The organism is Mucilaginibacter sp. 5C4, from assembly GCF_034345625.1.
In the GTDB taxonomy this organism is placed as follows: domain Bacteria; phylum Bacteroidota; class Bacteroidia; order Sphingobacteriales; family Sphingobacteriaceae; genus Mucilaginibacter; species Mucilaginibacter aurantiaciroseus.
In genome coordinates this window covers 923,104-941,765 of record NZ_CP133775.1, presented here as the reverse complement: position 1 = coordinate 941,765, position 18,662 = coordinate 923,104, and the positions used below count along the sequence as shown (strand labels likewise).

Below are 18,662 nucleotides of genomic sequence, written 5' to 3'. Positions count from 1 at the left end.
AAAATGAACAGCGCGGAACATGTTTTGAGCACATTACTTAGGCAATACCGGCCTGGCAAAGATATATTAGCCGCGTGCAAGTCGCTTAATAACCATCCCGATAATCCAAGTTTGCTTGCTTTAAGTGATACCCTAAGTCGCTATGGCATCCCAAACGGTGCTTTTAAAATAACATTTGCGGAACTTGCCGAATTACAACTTCCTTTTGTTGCGTATGTTACCAGCGATAACGGCGAATATCTATTGGTAACAGCCCTGGATGAACAGCATGTAATTATTACTAACCGAAACTGCTACCAGGTGCCTATGGTGTTGAATTCATTTAAACTAATCTACGCGGGAACTGCATTAGTAATGGAACTTGACGAACAGGATCATACAGCGCACCGGGAAGCTACAGTCAAAAAAGAAAAGGCAGGGGTTCTGCATAAACTGCCTTTAGAGATATCCTATATTGATATAGGTGCCAGTTACGGACTACCCGTAAAATGGGAAAAGTTTGCTGCCGACCCTAATTTTCGTTTGATATTAATAGAACCCGACAAATCGCAAGCCGCTGAGATCGGATTGCGCTATCCTGATGCGCAAATATTGCAAGTTGGTCTCGGCGACCACAAGGAACGCAGGGATATTCATTTAACGGCATCACAGTCTTGTTCCTCTGTGCTGGAGCCAAATATGGTTGTGCTCCGCCGTTTTAATTTGGAAAAATGGTTTACGGTGATCGGAAAAGTTCCAACTGAACTGCGCCGCTACGACGAAGTGTCTGCCGAAAAAAATCTCCCGGTGCCTGATTTTATTAAGATAGACGTACAAGGTTTTGAGTATGAGGTTTTGAACGGTTTTGGAGACTTATTAAATAAGGTGTTGTGTATTGAACTGGAAACGCACTTACTGGAACTTTATCATGGACAAAAGCTTTTTGGTGATATTCATAAGTTTCTTTACAACCGCGGGTTTTACCTCAGACATTTAGAACAAACAGGCCATTTTAACCGAGAAGCTGTTGAATTTAATGCTTATTTCGTGCGGCAGGAGCAAACCCTGGATGAGCGGGGCAGACAGAAAGTTGCGCTTTGGGAACAAATAAACCTTATGCCGTCGCCCAAAATCCCCCGTAGCTGATTCAAATAAAATATTTAACTTCTTCCGGCTTGTAAAATGCAGGCAACTGCTTGCCATTGATAAGGATCATAGGCGTAACGGATATGTCATTGTCTAGGCACCATTGTTGCTGACGCTTCAGATCTGTGCTTACGTTAACCATTTGTGCTAACGGATAGCCCCGTTTCAAATTGTCAAGATCCTTTGATTTGCTTGCAAACCATTCACCAAGTGCTTTTTTTGCCTGCTCCGGTCCGCTTTGGCGGTAGATCTGCATCAGATATGTTACGATATCTGTTTCAGCGTCGTCTTCATAATTAAGCACATAAAATACCAACTGCACCTGAATGTCATCACGTACTTCCAACCATGAAGCAAGTTCGCGGTGCGCCTCACCGCAGGCCTCGCAATAGGGCTTGGAAACAACAGTTATTGTAATAGGTGCGGATTGCTTGCCCTCCATAATGGTTATCGCCGGTGGCGGGATATCTAAAAATGGCTGCCCGGCCATAAGTGCTCTGAAAAGCCGGATGTTGCGGCCTTTAATATCACGCAGTTTTGTATTGGTGCTGACCAATATCCGCGAAGCCTTTAAGCCGGGTTTAATTGCCACCCAGGCCAGCACTACAAATCCAAAACAAGCCCCAAGTTTAAAAATTATGTTTACCGGTAGTAAAGGCAGGGGCCATTGGAAGAACTGAACCAGGCAAATTACATCTAAACATAAGATAACAAGCGTTAAAATGCAAAGTAAACACCATTGCTTTAATACAAATGCCTGGAGATATAATGAGTGAAAAATGTATAACGAGGACAGCAGCGCCAAAAGAAAAAAGTAAGCGTTTATACCGGGCCATGCCAGGGTAAATAGCATGGTTAAAAATGTACTGCAAAAATATAAAAGCCCGGCCTCCGCCCAACTCAGTTCATCAGTGATCTTTCCATAAGCAGAAAAAATGACTTGGTTACAATCACTTCCCGGGCCGGCAAAACATAAGCGGTTAAGCAGTGGGTTACTGATATCGATGCTTTTTAAAACAAGCACTGCGCTGGTAAGGACACCCATCAACTTTAAACCCAGCGAACAAAGCAGCAAGGGCTCCGGTTTCAATAGCGGGTACATAGTTACAAAAAGGCAAATCAGCACTACAATAGTTCCGCCGAGCAGAAAAGTACCGCGGTACTTTTCACGAAATTCCTGTCTTTTTTTTTCCTGAAATCCTGCTCACCTGACGCGTCAGTTGTCTCTGCCACCAACACTTTGCCGGTATAAGCTTCATTGAACCATTTACGGTCTGTAAACTTATGCTCGTAAACTTCGTTAAATAACACCACGCTGTCGCTGCTTAATCGGGTCACCAATACAAATTCGCCGCCATTGGTGTTCATATGGGCAACGAAAGGGAGTTCGACTTCATCAAGCTGCGTATTGGATAATTCAAATACGCCATTGGGTATATGGAAGGTACGCAGCACATCTGACATGCCAAGAAAACTGTAATATTCGGGATGCTTGCTCAGTTCAACCCTGATACTTTTTGAGGTTAGCTTAACCTTTAAAATATTGACTAATGCCTGCAGTACCCTATAAGTATTCTCACTGTTCATTTTGAAAAATTTACCTCCATAAGTTGAACATACATGCGTCGTAACAGAGATGCTTTATCGGTTAAAATATGCGACTCCCCGGTCATGCCGCTGAAAACGGGGATACTTTTACCGGCGTCCGATATAGTAGAGATAGTTGTAACCATCACTGTGACGTCACCGTCATTTTGAATACCTTCAACACGAGTTATTTTGCCACGAAGCTGGCCAAATTTATCCGCCGGGTAAGCTGTCAGACGGATATAGACCAGCTGTCCTTTCTGTATTCTACTAATGTCGCGCTCAGAGACCAACGTCCGTGCAGTAAGCGTGCCGTTTTTTTCAATGTTAAGGATGGTTTTCGAAGAATTTATCAAAGTGGGATATTGAACACAGGCGGAGATCAATATCAGAATGGTAAGGATAACCGTCATCGTGCTAATGCCCCAGCCAATAAGCGAAGGTGGTGGCTTCGATATTACTTCATCCAGTTCCGGGCTGTTGCGCGCCTGGGCGATATTTTTCTCTTTCAATGGCATGTTATCATATTTATTCACCAAGCGACAATTGATTCTTTACCAGTTTATAATACTCGCCACGCATAGCTATAAGTTCCTTATGCGTCCCCTCTTCGATAATAATGCCTTTATCCAAAACTACAATTTTATCCGCATCGCTTACTGTACTTAGGCGATGGGCCACCACTACTACTGTCCTGCTCTTAAAAAATCCAAGCATATTATCCATGATTACGCGTTCGTTGCGAGAATCAAGGGCGTTGGTTGCCTCATCAAAAAAAATATAGCTGGGATTTTTATAAACTGCTCTGGCAATAAGCAGCCGTTGCCGTTGCCCCTGGCTGATACCATTCCCTTCCGCGCCTATCAAGGTATCGATCCCAAGCGGGAGGCCTTCTATCAAATCGTTAATATTGGCAACGTTAATTGCATGCCATAATTTTTGCTTATCTATCTGATCTTCCCCAACAGCAATGTTATTGGCAATGGTGTCAGAAAATATAAACCCGTCCTGCATAACCACACCACAATTACCCCTCCATGAGCGGTAGCTTAGGTTTTTGAGCGGTGTATCTCCAATCATGATACTCCCCGGCAATACATCATAAAAACCTAACAGCAGCTTTAGCAGAGTTGTTTTTCCGCTGCCGCTCATACCCACTATCGCAGTTGTTTTACCAGCTGGTATTATTAGGTTAACCTCTTTTAGCACCGGTTCATTTCCGGCCCCGGGATAAGTAAAAGATAAGCCGTTAAGGCGAATTGTTTTGTCTGAAGGCAGTTCATAAATCAATTGTTTTCCGGCTGGTTCTTCATCAGGTATTCCCTGGATATCGTTCAATCGCTCGAGGCTGATGCGGGCATCCTGGAAGGACCTGATAAAACCCAGCATTTGCTCTATCGGCCCGTTAAGCTGGCCAATAATATATTGTATAGCCACCATACCACCAAGGGTAAGGTGCCCATCAATAACTGCTTTGGCGCTAAGGCCAGTGATGATGAGGTTTTTGCCTTCGTTGATAAGCATTGAACCACCCTGCTGGTACTGACTAAGCGATAAATTTTTGACATTGAACTTAAAAAGCACGGCCTGAAGCCTCTCCCATTCCCATCTTTTCTGCCGCTCGCAGTTGTTAAGTTTTATTTCCTGCATACCGGTGACCAGCTGCACAACGTTGCTTTGCGTTTTAGAGGAGATATCAAAACTCTTATAATTAAGCTCGCGCCTGCTTTTAAAGAACAAGCTTATCCAGGCGAGGTATGCAAGGCCGCTTACAAAGAAAACTATGAAAATTGTGACATTATATAATACGAGTACAATAGAAAAAACAATCAGGTTTATAACTGAAAAAATGAGGTTTAATGCAGATCCTGTCAAAAACACCTCAATGTTGCGCTGATCGCTCATCCGCTGCATAATATCGCCCGTTTTTTTTGTGTCGAAAAAACTCATGGGCAAACGCATCAGTTTAATCAGGAAATCGGTAAGGATAGAAAGGTTTATCCTTGTGCTAACGTGCAGCAAGATCCAGGACCTTAAAAATTCTACAGAAACCCGCCCGAGTATTAATGCGCTTTGTGCAATTACTATAATGTATATAAAATTAAGGTCTTTAGTATTAACGCCTATGTCTACCACTGCCTGTGTTAGAAAAGGGAATATCAGCTGTAAAACAGTGCCGATAGCGAGAGATAATAAAAGTTGTAAGATCAGCTTACGGTATTTAATGAGGTATTTAAAAAGCCCGCGCCAGTCAAGGTGGTTTTGATCATCTTCAAATTGGAAAAACGCCGGCGACGGGTCTAACATCAGGGCTATCCCGATACCTTCGGCCTTGTTACCCCACCTGCTTATAAATTCTTTTTTATTGAGCTTGATTATTCCGCCTGAAGGATCAGAGATATAATAATAACCCTTATAAACCTTGTAGAGTACTACAAAGTGGTTATTTTTCCAGTGTAAAATGCAGGGAAGTTCCGCGTTGGCAAGTTGATCTGCGCTTAACCTTAAGCTAAGTGACCTGAAGCCGGTTTTTTCAGCTGCTTCGCTAATACCCAGCAAGTTAACCCCATCCTTATTTATCTGGCAATACTGGCGTAAAGTGGCAAGGCTGATATCCCGTCCAAAGTGTTTTGCAACAATACGAAGGCACGTCGGGCCGCAGTCCGTTGTGTCCAGTTGTTTAAAGTTAGGAAATGATCTTAACATAGGCCGGCCTAATTGAGGCACATTGATTAGCTAATATATCAAAAAGATGGGTGATGACAACCTTGATTACAAAAAGCAACCTGCACCGCATTTCAGGATGCCATCATTAGGTTCATGTTTCTTCTTAATTCATCAATATCAATGAAAAAATCACCAAAAAAGTAATCATCTGGTTCACTTAACGGGTCACTTATTTGTGCAAAATAATTATGGCCTAAAGCATCAGCCTGATACCAAAAAACAAAACTTGGCCTGGCAAGGTCATTTGTTTTCGCTTTCATTATCTCAAGTATACTGGAACCTTCAGGCATGAAAAGCATATTTGTAAGGCCGGATCCGTGAATGGATACCAAATAATTGACATTGCGGTATACTGCTACCTGCTCCAGAAATGAGAAATCTTCATTATATACTGTACGAAAACCGTATTCCTGTAAAAGGCTTTCTACGTCATCTTCATTTATAACCTTTTTACGCCCGGCTTTTCTCCGGCTTAGGTAAACTTTGTCACCAAGGTTTATATCAGGCACGTGCTTCGCGGCATACTCTTTATAGAATAGAGCGATAGCCCGCAATTCCTTTTGATGATAGGAATCGCAGATCGGTTTTATAGCCGGAAGTTTCAATTGCGGGACCAATAAGCTTTTACCCGGAGGTATCACAAATATATCTTTAATATTAAAAGGTTTTAGCGAACCGGTAATAAAATCAGTCCCCAAATAATGCTCCGGTAATAGTACCGTCAAGTTATCGAGTTCAGCCCGCACGCGCCACAACCTGGGGATACACTCGCACAACCAATGGTAATAGTTGAACCACGGATGATGCACTAGCAGATGTTTTTTGTCGGCATTCAGTTCGATCAGGTTTTCCGGGTTATCTGAAACGTCCTGGTAATAATACATCGCTTCGGCTACAAAGCCAGCCATCTGATAGGGATGATCGTGATGACAGCCCCTAATCAGGCCATCCTCGTCTGCACAAAACCCCGAATAAGTTACAAAAATATCGCGGAGGTTAGCAACCTCCGGCTCAGCTATCTGATAATATTGATAAGGCTCGAACAGGCAGGCGTTCGAAGGTATCAAGTTAAGTGGTAAACGCACATCAACATGGGTGACATTCATAAGCCTAAGTTAATTATATCAATTGTCAATCCTCACTTTCCGTGGATTAAATAATTAGGCGAAATCAGGGTAGTTAGCCAAACCGACCAGCAAGCGCTAATTCTTCTGAAACAGGTTTACCAGTGTATATTATGGAGATGTTGACCACCCTATTTCGGGCCAAATTGTTCCAGGGGTTAGCTGACTTTTGGGTTGCAGCAAATGCTATAAAAGCATGTACAAAAAATAGTTATTTAAAAGGTAATTTCATTAATGGCTGTTTTCCGGTTCAACATTACGTTTTCTTCTCATGGATTCTCACTTTAACTCGATGCGGTGTGCATCATGAACGATCCGATCGAGGATCGCATCAGCAACCGTTTTTTCACCGATCACTTCAAACCATTTGCTCACCGGCAACTGCGAAGTGATGATCAGTGAGGTCTTACCGTGCCTGTCCTCAATGATCTCCATTAGTGCAGCCCTGCTTTGTGCATCAAAAGGCTGGATACCAAAGTCGTCGAGTATGAGCAATTGCTGTCTTTCGATCTTAGCCAGCTCTTTCATGTAGGAGCCGTCCGCCTTGGCCATCTTCAGTTTAGCGAACAGTTTGGGTTTACTGGTGTACAATATACCCGGTAGCCCAATACACAGGCGTAGTATAACCGTAGGGGTTCTTTTCGCGCGGGTGTAAAGCGATACACTTATAATTGTAGTAGATCTCTACAATGGTGCGGGAGTATAACAGCTTGACCTTTTTGCCAATAAAGCGGTAAGGCACGCTCCAGTAGTGTTTATCCGGGCCGAGATTGACATGGCCATTCTTGATCACCCTGGCATAAAAGTGTTTTTTGAATTGGTAACGCAACACAGGCAGTGGTGCCAGGGTCTGGCGCTCTATCTCTTCAAACTGTAGTATCCTGCTATAATTGCGGCCTTTGAGCAACTGGCTATTATGGGCTTTCAGGGCCTGCTAGATCGCTGTATTGAGTTCTGTTAAAGAATGATAGATATGCTTGTTTAAAGGGGCGTATACCTTGGTATAAACAATCTTAACCGCACCTTCTACCAATGCCTTGTCACGCGGGCGGTACGCCCGCGCCGGTAATATGGTAGTGCCATAATGATCGGCAAAGTTTTCAAATGTTTCGTTGAGGGTAGGTTCATAGCGACTGCTTTTGGTTACGGCCGCTTTCAGATTATCCGGCACAATGGCGGCAAGAACGCCCCCGATAAAGTGCAAGGTATTCTCGCAGGCCGCTATAAAGTCTTCCTTTTACTGGCTCATAACAGCCTCTACATAGGTAAGCTGGCTGGCCGCAAGGATTACTACAAATACTTCTACTTCACTGGTTTCCTTGTCCGTATAGCTCATCTTTTCACCCGCAAAAATGACGTACAGTTTGTCCCCGGCCTTATGATCCATGTGCATGGTCGGATTGACCTTGGTCTTCCACTGGTTGTAGTACGTGCAAAACTGGGTATACTTATAGCCCTCGGGGAACTCCTTGATATAGGCTTCCTACAAGATCTGCCGGTTCATGCCAGTCTTTTTAAGCTCTTTATCGACGTGGGGAAGCAGCGCAGCATGGATTGCATACGACTGCTTGGCTGGTTGTTTTCCCTGGTCTTGCCGAAAAGGTCTTCCAGTTCCTTATCGTTCAGGCTATTAACTTCTTCAAAGGTAAAGCCGCTCTTCTTAAGGACGGCCAGGTACTTTCTTACGGTATTCCAGTATGAACCAATTTGAGCAGCTATAAATCGCGTGCTGCGCCCTTGGCTGTTCATCCTTAAAATCTTTCTAATCTTACTAATGCTGATTGTCAAATTGACCATCTTAGAACGGGTCATTTGCCCTCAAAAGATGGTTGCTTCTACAGCATTTGCTACGCGTTTTGGTGGGTCAGTTTGCCCCGAAACGTAGGGTCAGCTTGCGCCGAAATAATGTGGTCTCATTCATCATAATCTCCACCTAATCCCGCTTTAAAAAGTAGTTTCCTGCTACGCAGAAGCTGTTCGTAAAACCTGGTATCCCGAGTGGATGTCAATGAATTTTGTAATGGCAGGAATGATACCGGTTATGATTATCCTAATGACTGCCGATATGCGAAATATGGAAGCTCATTCGTTACGTTCTGGGGTATTATGTCTCTTGCCTCATTACTTGGCGGCCTGCTTGCAATACCTGTAAACTGGTGGATGGTAAAAAATAAATTAAAGCATGGAATGGGTAAGGAAAGAGCATTAGGCAAAGGAGGTGCAAAAGAAAATGACGAAATGAAGGAAACGAATATGCCCGTATGGACATATCAGCAATGAATATGAAAGCAATAAATGAGGACATTGATGATAGCGTCCTTGCTGTTAAAAAAGAGAATACTGATATGAAGGGAATGGATATGAATAGCAACGTTTCTTTAAGGACAAAAATTTTTGTAGCAATAACTTCGATAATCATCTTGGCCATTGGTATTTCAGCGGCAAGATATTGGGGTGACCTTTCTATGAAGCCAAAGGGTGAAATGAAGAATATGGATATGAGCAGAATATATAAGGTAATAATTCTATAATTGCCGCTTGCGGTTTAATAAATGGAATATTATTTATAGACCCATATAACTAAATGCTCGTTTAATAGGGGTCTGATAGTCGCTGACGATGGCGTTGCTCCATTAGCAATTGAATGCTGTAAAGATATAGAAGATTAACTTCTTAATACAAGAAGTTTTAAGTAAGTATCCAAAGGTCGGCATCTCCATTACAATTAAAATGTCGCAAAAATAGAGTTACTTATAATCTATTTAGCGTATCAATAGCGGTTTATGTTCTCTTAAAACGAACGTTTATTTCTCTCCCCTTTGGTGCAAAATTTCAACCCGCCGCTACCTTTTTTCTATTTTAAAATATACTTAATTCTCACTTGCTTCTCATTTATATTATAAAAAATCTTATAGTAGAAAAATTATTGGTGAGCATTAGCCCAAATAAAGGTTTTAATTAAAATACTTATTTACGATCATTGAAACGTACCGCGCTCATATTTCTAACGGCCATTTATCTTTTATCCTGTTTGGGTATCAGAGCGACCCGCTTTATTGCTGCGGTAAACTGGCATCGGTTACATTATTTATGCAATGCCGGATAATTCTACCAAAGAATCAGAGATAAAGGATAATTACTGCAAGCATGAAAAGAAAAGTTTCAAGTTAAAGGACAGTCATGTCAATGCCAATTTCTTTCAATAGCACCGCTTATACCAGCGTTGTTGCCACAAATTCCAATATGGGCTGCATCAAGCATCACTGGCACAAAGTTTGTATTCATGTATTTACAATCATCGATCTGTTAAAATTAACAAGTTATATGTCATTCCTTTCTGTTTTTTTTCTTTTTAAATACTCCATAAGATTGTTCGAGACGTCTTTATAAGTAATGAATAATCGCTGGATTTTAGCTAGTTAATCGCTTCAAATCTTTAAGAAAATGGTTCGAAATTATTCCCCTACGGGCTGACAGAGGGGAAGATTATCTCGTTATATGCGAATGGAAATATTAGAAATTTTTCTTAAACCTTCCATAAAATAGTTCGAGATTTGCCCAGTAAGGGCTACTTGTAGAAGGCCCCTTTATGGGGCCTTCCTAATTTAATTACAGCGTATGTTTACCGTCTACGTGTTGTACTCACCTTCTTTTAACGAGATCTATATTGGCTTTACAGCCGATCTCAACAACCGTTTCCTTTCACATAACCAATTTGCTACTAAAGGCCACACGGTGAAATACCGCCCTTATACTACCAAAAACTCATTACATCAACATCTATCGTAGGCTTCACCTTAATTATCATACAGTTTTTAAAAATAAATAGTTAAAAACTTTGTTTTTCAATATAAATAGTTAAATTACAGGCTTTTACAATATATTACACCACGTATACCTTCCTAAAGCGGTGCGGGAATTATTATTAGGGACAGGCGCTTCGCGAAGTTTACTGCTTTTACACGAACATTTATTTCTTGATAATGAAAACACAACTATCTGTAAAATCAGCAGCGTTAGCCCTGCTGCTTGTTTTAGCTTTTGTAATTTCATGGGAATTATACTTGCGGCATCAAGGTGTGGTTACCGATTATGACGACGGCCCGGAATTATGGGCACATACCCGTGAACAGGTTTACGAGCCTTCCGATAAATCAATAGTTTTCATAGGCTCTTCCCGTATTAAATATGATCTTGATATTGCCACCTGGCAAGGGCTCACAAATAAACACGCTATACAGCTGGCAATGGTAGCCTCATCGCCAAGACACATACTCACTAATTTAGCTAATGACCCTAAATTCAAAGGCAAGCTTATTATTGATGTTACTGAAGTTTTATTTTTTAGTAATCGTGGCAATGCTTCACCTGATGCAGGCATAGCTTATTATAAAGAACGTACACCGGCTCAGAAATTAAGTTTCCTTATCGATAAGCCGATAGAAAGCCGCCTGGCTTTTTTAAATAATGGCAAATACGCCATCAATGCCTTTATTGGCGAAATGCATATTCCAAACAGGCCAATGGTATATCCATTTCTTGATTTCCCACAAGGCTTCGGCATCACACTTTTAAACCGACAAACTAAAATGAGTGCAGATTTTGTAACCGATACTAATAAACGCAATAAAGTAAAAGCCATTTGGGGATTATTGAAAAATGACCCTACACCACCCATGAGCGGCAAAGCACTTGACCTGGTTATGCAGTCGGTAACGCGCGATGTAGCTAAAATTAAAGCAAGAGGCGGTGACGTTGTCTTCACCAGGACACCTTCGAGCGGATTTTTTTTAATGGCCGAAAACCATATGTTCCCGCGTGAGGCTTACTGGAACAGGTTATTAAAAGAAACCGGGTGCAAGGGTATTTACTACGCAGATTATCCCGTAATGGCATCACTTACCTGCCCGGAGTTTTCGCATTTATCGCCCGCAGGCGCCGTAACCTATACCCACACCTTGGTAAATATTTTAAAACACGACAAGATCTGGGGCCTATAACATTTTAGCTCCTATACGCAAAAATCACACTAAACCTTAAATGCTAACGCCATGGTTTTTAACTCCTATACCTTTGTTATATTTTTTGCCATCATACTCGGCTTGCACAACCTTCCCATCTCCTGGAAGGCTAAAAAGATAAACTTGCTAATTGCCAGTTACCTTTTTTATGCAGCATGGAATCCGCCGTTCATCTTATTGCTATGGTTATCTACCGTTGTAGATTTTTTTGTAGGCAGGGCATTATACACGCAACCCAATAAAAGTAAACGCCACTTGCTATTAATAATAAGTTTAATAGGCAACCTGGGTATGTTATGCTTTTTTAAATATGGTGGCTTTATATTAGAGAATTTTGTGACCCTTAGTAATGCCATAGGTTTAAACTACCATCCCGCTAAACCAAATATCATATTACCTGCCGGCATCTCTTTTTATACTTTTACCACACTTTGTTATACCATTGATATGTATAAAAAGAAAAGTAAGCCGGTAAAATCACTGCTTGATTTTTCGTTATTTGTAACCTTTTTTCCTCACCTCGTTGCCGGCCCTATTGTGCGCCCACCTCAACTGGTGCCTCAATTTGAAACACCCCGTACAGCTACGGGCCAACAATTACTTAACGGCTTACTGCTGTTAACACTTGGTTTATTCATGAAAGTTGTTTGTGCCGACACGCTTCTTGCATCAACATCCGATACCGTTTTCAGTTCACCGGGCAATATGGGCCCGCTTGATGCATGGGCAGGGGTGCTTGCATTTTCTGGTCAAATATTTTTTGATTTTGCAGGATACTCTACTTCTGCCATAGGTGTGGCCCTTTGCCTTGGCTTTATTTTACCGCAAAATTTCTTGTATCCATATGCAGCCATCGGATTTTCGGATTTTTGGCGCAGATGGCATATTACCCTGTCATCGTGGTTGCGTGATTACCTTTATATCCCTTTAGGGGGCAACCGCGAAGGCAAATTCAGGGCCTATATAAATGTAATGATCACGATGCTAATTGGCGGCTTATGGCACGGCGCCAACTGGACCTTCGTTGCCTGGGGTTGTTTGCATGGCTTTTATTTATGGATAGAAAAAGCGCTGAAAGACAGCAGGATAAAAAAACCACACCTGCCCGATAGTGCCCCACTGGCGCCTGTTATTGCTACAGCCTCATTCGCGCCTGTATTACCCGGCAAAAGCAATGGCGGATTTTTATATGCGCTGTTTACATTTCTGCTTATTTGTGTAACCTGGGTATTTTTCCGTTCGGCTACCTTTGCAATCGCATGGCGTTTATTAAAATCCATGGCAGGCCAGGCTCCGCCCGCTGGGCCGCCATTACTTACTACTGCTGCTCTATTGCAGGTAGCAATTGTAGTGTCATTAATGCTGGCATTTCATTGGTTTATGCGGGATACAACGGTTTTAAAAACCTCTGCAAAATTACCGTGGTGGCTATTGGGTATTGTATGGGCCTTATTATTGATCCTGATTATTTTAAGTCAGGGTACCAGTAAATCATTTATTTATTTCCAGTTCTAAAATACTATGACAAGAACATTTAATAAGCATTTCTTTTAGGGCTATAAGTGCAACAAACGTTAATTATACTTTTAAGGATGTTGTTTACTAGTGGGAATCGCTAAGGTAATCTGAAGCAAGATTAACCTGTGAAGTTCCTTTTGGTTTACCCTTGGCTAAACTATATTCATCTGCCTTATTTAGCTGTTATATATTTTGCGGCATTTAAAAGTAGCAAAATGCGGTCGGCTTTCACTTCGTCGAAATTTCTCTTATAAGTTGTATGATTTACTTGTTTTTCACTAAACGAAGATCAGAAAATGAACTTAATCAGCGATTTCAGTTAATATTTAACAAGATGTGTTTTAGCTGTTATGCTTGCATTTGCTGCTCCCTGCTACTTAAGGAGATAACATCTATTTATTATCTCCTTTTTTACACCATAAAATCTGCTGATCAAGCGCTTGCAACACGCCTTCTTGTAATTCGATCTCAGGAAAGAAATCCCTGCTCTTCCCGCTGGTGTTAAATTAATTAACTGATCTCGGCCTGCTTTCCGGGCTTGTTCCAAACAGCGTTGGTTTGGCCGACATGGTTATCACCATTTCCCCTCCTGCGGCTATAACGCTATGCGGCAAATAGTTAATTAGATGCGGTTTACCATTCAAAGTAATACTTGCAATGTATTTATTAGCTGCACTATTATTCTTAACCAATATGTGGAACTTTTTATCGCTAGGTGAAATAGTAGCCTCTTTTACGTGCGGGCTGCCAAATACATACATGCCATTAGCCGGGTTTACCGGGTAAAAACCAAGTGTAGAAAGCACATACCAAGCCGACATTTGGCCGACATCTTCGTTACCGATAATACCATCCGGTTTAGTGGTGTAAAAGTTATCGCCAATACCGGTACCGCTTAAATGAGTATGCTGAAAGCCGATAATTGTAGAATCTGAAATGTGGTAGCCAGAGCACCAGTCCCATCCTTTTGAAAGCTGGGTTGGCCCCAATTGTACAGCGCCAAATGGCACGTTGGCACCAACAAAAATATGCCCGTGGAACCCGGTGCCTATCAGTTGGTCTACGTATTGGGTAAGATCAGCCTGTTGGCCGGCCTTTACTTTTTTCGGTGGTTGCACGAAAGCCGCCGATGCTATAAAAAAATGGTATAAGTAATCTTAATTTATTCTTCATTAATATCATACTATTTTACTTGTACGCCTATTTCTGCAGCGCTTATTCCTGTTCCGCTGATAAGTTTTAAAGCCGTTAATTTAAAGTACCTGGCTTTCACAGCGGCTTTCAGCGGCACCAATTGTTCTATTGGGTTTGATTTGATATTTGAAAATTCGCCATCGGCAACGGTTTGCCATGTGGCCCCATCATTGCTAACAGCCCAACTGTAGCCGCTTACCATGCCATCGGTTTGCTTATCCTGCCTCGGCAAATAAGTAAAGGCTTTTATAGTATATGCTGCGCCCAGATCTACCACCAAGTCAGATGAACTGGTTTTGGTGGCAAAAGTATTGTCATCATCGTCAATAGCCTTTTTGGCGTCATCGCCGATAACTTGCCATTTACTTTTTGACAAGCCGAATGCTTGCGTACTTACCTCGCTCGGTTTATTGTTACCATCAAGGCTTATGGCTTTTATTTCGCCATCGTCGGCCAACATAAACGGTTTGATGAACGCCTGGGAAGAAGCCGTTGGCTGCGTACCATCTGTAGTGTAACGGATGCTGCCTACAGGTGCTTCTGTGGTGATAGCCACCTCGCCCATTTTGTTCCGTTTGATGACAGGTGCAACCAAATGTACCGGCTCTTTAAACAAGCCAAAATCACTTATGGCAACAGCCACCGGCGATCTGGTAATGCGTAACCTTACTTTATTTGTAGTGATATTGTATGGCAAGCGCACCAAACGGTTAGCGCCAACGCTTGGCACAGTGGCAATTTCTTTCCACGCGCCATCTATCCAGGCATCAAAAGCCGCGCCTTCTATGCGTTGCCCCAGCTTAATGTTCTCGCGCAGGCGGATAACGTTAAAGGTTTTGGTACCATGCAAGTTAACCTCTAAAGTGGGTTTGGTAACCTTATCATTTGTAGCCCAGTAGGTATAGCGGCTATAATCTGTTAAAAATGCTGTACCGTATTTTGCACTATTGTTTCCGCGGATATTGGATGCTTTAAAATATGCGCCTTTAGCCAGGTTAACAGCAAAGGTTTGCTTTAAGATGCCGCCAAACTTTTTCAGGATATTTACATCCTCACCGGTTATCACACCATCTTTATCTGGCGACAGGCCCAGGTCTAAACATGCGCCACGGCCAACACTTTTGTAGTACAGGTCAACCAGGTTATAAGCAGATTTTGATTGCCCATCCTGCGACTGGTGGTAAAACCATCCGCGCCTTAACGGCACATCGCACTCTGCAGGCATCCAGAATTTGCCTTTACGGGTTCCTTCTGTACCTTCGTAATCTTTTACAAATCCGTTAGCAGGCACTTTGCCTTCTTCGGGTGCGTGGGGTGTATAAGTTGCCCAATAGGTTTCGCCGGCATGGCCTTCCTCGTTACCTACCCAGCGTACGTCCGGGCCAACATCACCAAATATAGATGCGCCGGGCTGCATTTTGCGTGTGATGCCCCATGTAGTATCCCAACCATAATAAGTCGATCGGTCTATCTTACGCGCTTCGCGGGTGCCGCCGTAGTAACCATCGCCGCCGTTGGCACCATCATGCCACGACATAAACAGCGGGCCGTAATTGCTGTATAACTCCTTCAGCTGCTCACGGTAAACTTTGGTTACATATTCGGGCTTGCCGTAAAGGGCGTTGTTCCTGTCCCATGGCGAGCAGTAAACCGCCATTTTCATCCCCAGCTTTTGGCATGCTAACTGGTATTCTTTCAGGATATCGCCCTTGCCGTTTTTGTAGGGGCTTTTGCTAATGTTATGATCGGTAGTTTTGGTTGGCCAAAGGCAAAACCCATCGTGGTGTTTTGCCACTACCACAATCCCTTTAAAACCACCTGCTTTTGCCGCGCCTACAATTTGCATGGCACTAAAGCTTTGGGGGTTAAATATGCCGGGCTCTTCATCGCCATAGCCCCATTCTTTATCTGTATAGGTAGCCATACTAAAATGCACTATACAGTACATATCTGTTTCCTGCCAGTTTAGCTGGCGCTGGCTTGGCAATACGCCATAAGGCTTAAGGGCAGACTGTGCCGAAACGTTTAAGCCGGCCGCAACAAGGGCAATTGCTATTAAATACTTTCTCATTAATATTAGTGTTTAAACCATGACGCAGGCACCTCGGCAGGTGCACTGCCATTGAAACTATATTTTAGCTTTAACGCGAAGCCGCCGCCGCCCTCAATAAAATCAAGCGCGAAGGGCTGCAGGCCTTTGCCTAATACCACCTGCCCGTTCTTTTCAATTGCAGAGTGGTTGCCATCGTTATCAACTACCATGCGGCCAGCTATTTTAAGGATGCCGCCATCGTCGCAATTAAGGTAAAAAGTATAAACCCCTGTAGTTGGGATCTCAATATAGCCCCTGTAAGTGATGGCAAAAGATGGCGCATTTACAGATGATGGGACAGCAATAGCATTTGTTGTAAAAGTACTATCGGCTTTGGCCTTACTTATTAAGCTGGTTTGTTTAAAAAAGGCTTTGTAATAAGTGGCAGACAAACCCATAGTAGTATTAGCTGCTTTCTCTGCCGGTGCGTAGGTTTGCTTTTTGTAGTTAAGCGTATAAATATCTCCGCGCGAACCTATTGGTGTAAACGCCGCTACCTTTATAGTTTGCGGGCTGTTTATGATCAGCCTTTCGCCTAATGCTTTTGAGGTAACCAAAGGTAAACTGCCGTCGGTAGTGTAACGAATCTGCATATTGGCCATTGGCTTTTTAATGTTCAGCGTATCTTTATCTATAAATACATTTTCGGTTACCATGTTTGGCAGATCGGGCAGGCGGTAATGCACTTTTAAGTTATCCAGGCGTTTGTAATGCGAAATAAGGCGTTTCAGGTACGATTTATAATCGTCCTGGTTGCTTGTCCACAACCTTTCGGCCAGTGCGGTCATCCTTGGCATAAACATATAATCAGCCCGGTTCTCACTCGGAATCATTTCCGACCAGATGTTTGCCTGCGCCCCAATAATTGATTTTGCCTCTTCTGAATTTAATTTAGCAGGAATAGGGTTAAAATGATAAACCTTATAAATAGAATACTGATCTGGCAGGTTATCAAAGTAAAGCGGTTCGCCCGGGGTCATAATAACGGTATTGCCGTTTTTAGCCGCTTTAACCGGTGCATCGGGCACCCAGCCGCGCCAGTACATAATAATTGCAGTTGGGCTGATGCCGCCTTCTATCACCTCATCCCATCCTATCAGTTTACGCCCTTTAGCATTAAAGAATTTCTCCATACGGTTAATGAAGTAGCTATGTAATGCAGCCATATCTTTAATTTCGTGCTGCTTCATAAAGTCTTTAACAGTGGCAGATCTTTCCCAATCGGTACGGTCTACTTCATCTCCACCTATGTGGATATATTTTGATGGGAAGATGTCCATGATCTCGGTAAATACATTCTGGGCAAACTCATAAGTGCTTTCATTTGCCGGACAAATGGGTTTAGAGAAAAGTTCACCAAATTTATTTTCGCCGTTGCAGGTTAGAAAAGGGTACGAATTAATTGCCGCCATCATGTGGCCAGGCATATCAATTTCGGGGATGATATCGATGTGCTTTGTCGCGGCATAAATCACCAGGTCTTTCAATTGCTGCTGGGTATAAAAGCCACCGTACATGGTTTTACCGTTCTTTTTGACGATATGCTTAGGGTCGATTATAAAATCGGGGTTATCTTTGGCCTTTTTCATGCAGGCCGAATCCTGGTTGTTAAAAGTACGCCAGGCACCTTCTGATGTTAACTTTGGATACTTTTTGATCTCTACCCGCCAGCCTTGGTCGTCTGTTAAATGCAGGTGAAATTTATTCATCTTGTACAGTGCCATTATATCAATAAACTTGCGCAGGTAACTAATGGAAAAGAAATGCCGCGATACATCCAAATGCATCCCGCGCCATGCATAGGCAGGCTGGTCGTTAACAGTTAAGGCAGGTAAAGTAAGCTGTTTTATTTTAACGCCGCCACCCTCAATACCGGCAGGCAGCAGCTGCCTAATAGTTTCAACCGCCCTGTAAGCGCCTGTTGGTGTGCCGGCAGTAATGGTTAATTGTTGCCGCGTTATGGTTAGCCTATAACCTTCTTCGGCTATAACAGATGCATCATATTTAAAAATTATAGCGCCGGTTTTATTCGATTGCTTTAATGCGACACCTATACCTTGTTTAACCAATTGGTTCAGCTGCGTTACTTCATTAGCAAACTTGCTACTAACATCAGTTATACGGGTTGCCGCACTAATGTTAAACGAACCTGCAACAGATGTTAGCGATGTTGGGTATGGGATAATAGGATAGCGTGCATCCTGGGCCCCTGCATATTGCAGTCCGCATACACAGGCTACCGCCAAAACAAAAAAAATTTTAAAATAAGATAAA

The 18,662-nt window shown here is 42.6% G+C and carries 18 protein-coding genes; 6 read left to right on the top strand and 12 right to left on the bottom strand.

The genetic code is table 11. The features are described 5' to 3' along the window. Positions 1–3 precede the first annotated feature (3 nt). The gene (locus tag RHM67_RS04325) at positions 4–1,125 is read left to right on the top strand and encodes an FkbM family methyltransferase (RefSeq protein ID WP_322230885.1); all 1,122 of its coding nucleotides are present in this window, start codon (positions 4–6) and stop codon (positions 1,123–1,125) included. A gap of 1 nt (position 1,126) precedes the next feature. Here the strand turns inward: RHM67_RS04325 and RHM67_RS04320 are convergent, their stop codons facing one another. The 9 genes from RHM67_RS04320 to RHM67_RS04280 form a co-directional block, all read right to left on the bottom strand. Beyond that, positions 1,127–2,227, bottom strand: coding sequence for a vitamin K epoxide reductase family protein (locus tag RHM67_RS04320; RefSeq protein WP_322230884.1), 1,101 nt, complete (start codon positions 2,225–2,227; stop codon positions 1,127–1,129). 23 nt (positions 2,228–2,250) lie between these two features. Further along, complete coding sequence (locus RHM67_RS04315) at positions 2,251–2,712, bottom strand: cysteine peptidase family C39 domain-containing protein (RefSeq protein WP_322230883.1); 462 nt, start codon at positions 2,710–2,712, stop codon at positions 2,251–2,253. Further along, entirely contained in the window at positions 2,709–3,230 is a 522-nt protein-coding gene (locus RHM67_RS04310; RefSeq protein ID WP_322230882.1) for an HlyD family secretion protein, read from the bottom strand. The genes RHM67_RS04315 and RHM67_RS04310 overlap by 4 nt, the downstream gene beginning before the upstream one ends. Before the next feature lie 10 nt (positions 3,231–3,240). After that, the gene (locus RHM67_RS04305; protein WP_322230881.1) at positions 3,241–5,418 is read right to left on the bottom strand and encodes a peptidase domain-containing ABC transporter; all 2,178 of its coding nucleotides are present in this window, start codon (positions 5,416–5,418) and stop codon (positions 3,241–3,243) included. 92 nt (positions 5,419–5,510) lie between these two features. Continuing rightward, a complete protein-coding gene (locus tag RHM67_RS04300) occupies positions 5,511–6,545 on the bottom strand; it encodes a glycosyltransferase family 61 protein (RefSeq protein WP_322230880.1) in 1,035 nt (344 codons plus the stop codon). Positions 6,546–6,842: 297 nt separating this feature from the next. Next, positions 6,843–7,115, bottom strand: coding sequence for an ATP-binding protein (locus RHM67_RS04295; RefSeq protein WP_322230879.1), 273 nt, complete (start codon positions 7,113–7,115; stop codon positions 6,843–6,845). 25 nt (positions 7,116–7,140) lie between these two features. Beyond that, positions 7,141–7,470 (bottom strand): Mu transposase domain-containing protein, encoded by a 330-nt coding sequence (locus tag RHM67_RS04290; RefSeq protein ID WP_322230878.1) that lies wholly within the window; start codon positions 7,468–7,470, stop codon positions 7,141–7,143. Positions 7,471–7,497: 27 nt separating this feature from the next. Then, positions 7,498–7,767 carry a hypothetical protein gene (locus RHM67_RS04285; RefSeq protein WP_322230877.1) on the bottom strand — a complete coding sequence of 90 codons (270 nt, stop codon included), beginning with the start codon at positions 7,765–7,767 and terminating at the stop codon, positions 7,498–7,500. A 296-nt stretch (positions 7,768–8,063) separates the two neighbouring features. Beyond that, the gene (locus RHM67_RS04280) at positions 8,064–8,375 is read right to left on the bottom strand and encodes a hypothetical protein (RefSeq protein ID WP_322230876.1); all 312 of its coding nucleotides are present in this window, start codon (positions 8,373–8,375) and stop codon (positions 8,064–8,066) included. Between the two features lie 186 nt (positions 8,376–8,561). On the opposite strand from RHM67_RS04280, the gene RHM67_RS20585 reads away from it, so the two are divergent. From RHM67_RS20585 to RHM67_RS04255, 5 genes are all read left to right on the top strand, one after another. Then, positions 8,562–8,843 (top strand): DUF4396 domain-containing protein, encoded by a 282-nt coding sequence (locus tag RHM67_RS20585; protein WP_323514517.1) that lies wholly within the window; start codon positions 8,562–8,564, stop codon positions 8,841–8,843. Next, positions 8,825–9,094, top strand: coding sequence for a hypothetical protein (locus RHM67_RS04270; RefSeq protein ID WP_322230874.1), 270 nt, complete (start codon positions 8,825–8,827; stop codon positions 9,092–9,094). Before RHM67_RS20585 ends, RHM67_RS04270 begins: the two co-directional genes overlap by 19 nt. Before the next feature lie 1,087 nt (positions 9,095–10,181). Then, entirely contained in the window at positions 10,182–10,352 is a 171-nt protein-coding gene (locus RHM67_RS04265) for a GIY-YIG nuclease family protein (protein WP_322230873.1), read from the top strand. Between the two features lie 194 nt (positions 10,353–10,546). Beyond that, entirely contained in the window at positions 10,547–11,563 is a 1,017-nt protein-coding gene (locus RHM67_RS04260; protein ID WP_322230872.1) for a hypothetical protein, read from the top strand. 51 nt (positions 11,564–11,614) lie between these two features. After that, a complete protein-coding gene (locus RHM67_RS04255; RefSeq protein ID WP_322230871.1) occupies positions 11,615–13,099 on the top strand; it encodes an MBOAT family O-acyltransferase in 1,485 nt (494 codons plus the stop codon). Positions 13,100–13,608: 509 nt separating this feature from the next. Here the strand turns inward: RHM67_RS04255 and RHM67_RS04250 are convergent. The 3 genes from RHM67_RS04250 to RHM67_RS04240 all read right to left on the bottom strand — a co-directional run bounded on the left by RHM67_RS04250 (position 13,609) and on the right by RHM67_RS04240 (position 18,634). Continuing rightward, complete coding sequence (locus RHM67_RS04250; RefSeq protein WP_322230870.1) at positions 13,609–14,220, bottom strand: glycoside hydrolase domain-containing protein; 612 nt, start codon at positions 14,218–14,220, stop codon at positions 13,609–13,611. A gap of 65 nt (positions 14,221–14,285) precedes the next feature. Continuing rightward, a complete protein-coding gene (locus RHM67_RS04245; RefSeq protein WP_322230869.1) occupies positions 14,286–16,367 on the bottom strand; it encodes an alpha-L-fucosidase in 2,082 nt (693 codons plus the stop codon). Positions 16,368–16,372: 5 nt separating this feature from the next. Beyond that, positions 16,373–18,634, bottom strand: coding sequence for a family 20 glycosylhydrolase (locus RHM67_RS04240; RefSeq protein ID WP_322230868.1), 2,262 nt, complete (start codon positions 18,632–18,634; stop codon positions 16,373–16,375). Positions 18,635–18,662 lie beyond the last annotated feature (28 nt).

What these genes read in the sequence shown, in the direction of transcription:
- RHM67_RS04325 (WP_322230885.1), top strand. Translation starts at nt 4, where the DNA reads ATGAACAGCGCGGAACATGTTTTGAGCACATTACTTAGGCAATACCGG.
- RHM67_RS04320 (WP_322230884.1), bottom strand. Translation starts at nt 2,227, where the DNA reads ATGTACCCGCTATTGAAACCGGAGCCCTTGCTGCTTTGTTCGCTGGGT.
- RHM67_RS04300 (WP_322230880.1), bottom strand. Translation starts at nt 6,545, where the DNA reads ATGAATGTCACCCATGTTGATGTGCGTTTACCACTTAACTTGATACCT.
- RHM67_RS04255 (WP_322230871.1), top strand. Translation starts at nt 11,615, where the DNA reads ATGGTTTTTAACTCCTATACCTTTGTTATATTTTTTGCCATCATACTC.
- RHM67_RS04305 (WP_322230881.1), bottom strand. Translation starts at nt 5,418, where the DNA reads ATGTTAAGATCATTTCCTAACTTTAAACAACTGGACACAACGGACTGC.
- RHM67_RS04270 (WP_322230874.1), top strand. Translation starts at nt 8,825, where the DNA reads ATGGACATATCAGCAATGAATATGAAAGCAATAAATGAGGACATTGAT.
- RHM67_RS04265 (WP_322230873.1), top strand. Translation starts at nt 10,182, where the DNA reads ATGTTTACCGTCTACGTGTTGTACTCACCTTCTTTTAACGAGATCTAT.
- RHM67_RS04295 (WP_322230879.1), bottom strand. Translation starts at nt 7,115, where the DNA reads ATGGCCAAGGCGGACGGCTCCTACATGAAAGAGCTGGCTAAGATCGAA.
- RHM67_RS04315 (WP_322230883.1), bottom strand. Translation starts at nt 2,712, where the DNA reads ATGAACAGTGAGAATACTTATAGGGTACTGCAGGCATTAGTCAATATT.
- RHM67_RS04260 (WP_322230872.1), top strand. Translation starts at nt 10,547, where the DNA reads ATGAAAACACAACTATCTGTAAAATCAGCAGCGTTAGCCCTGCTGCTT.
- RHM67_RS04280 (WP_322230876.1), bottom strand. Translation starts at nt 8,375, where the DNA reads ATGACCCGTTCTAAGATGGTCAATTTGACAATCAGCATTAGTAAGATT.
- RHM67_RS04245 (WP_322230869.1), bottom strand. Translation starts at nt 16,367, where the DNA reads ATGAGAAAGTATTTAATAGCAATTGCCCTTGTTGCGGCCGGCTTAAAC.
- RHM67_RS04310 (WP_322230882.1), bottom strand. Translation starts at nt 3,230, where the DNA reads ATGCCATTGAAAGAGAAAAATATCGCCCAGGCGCGCAACAGCCCGGAA.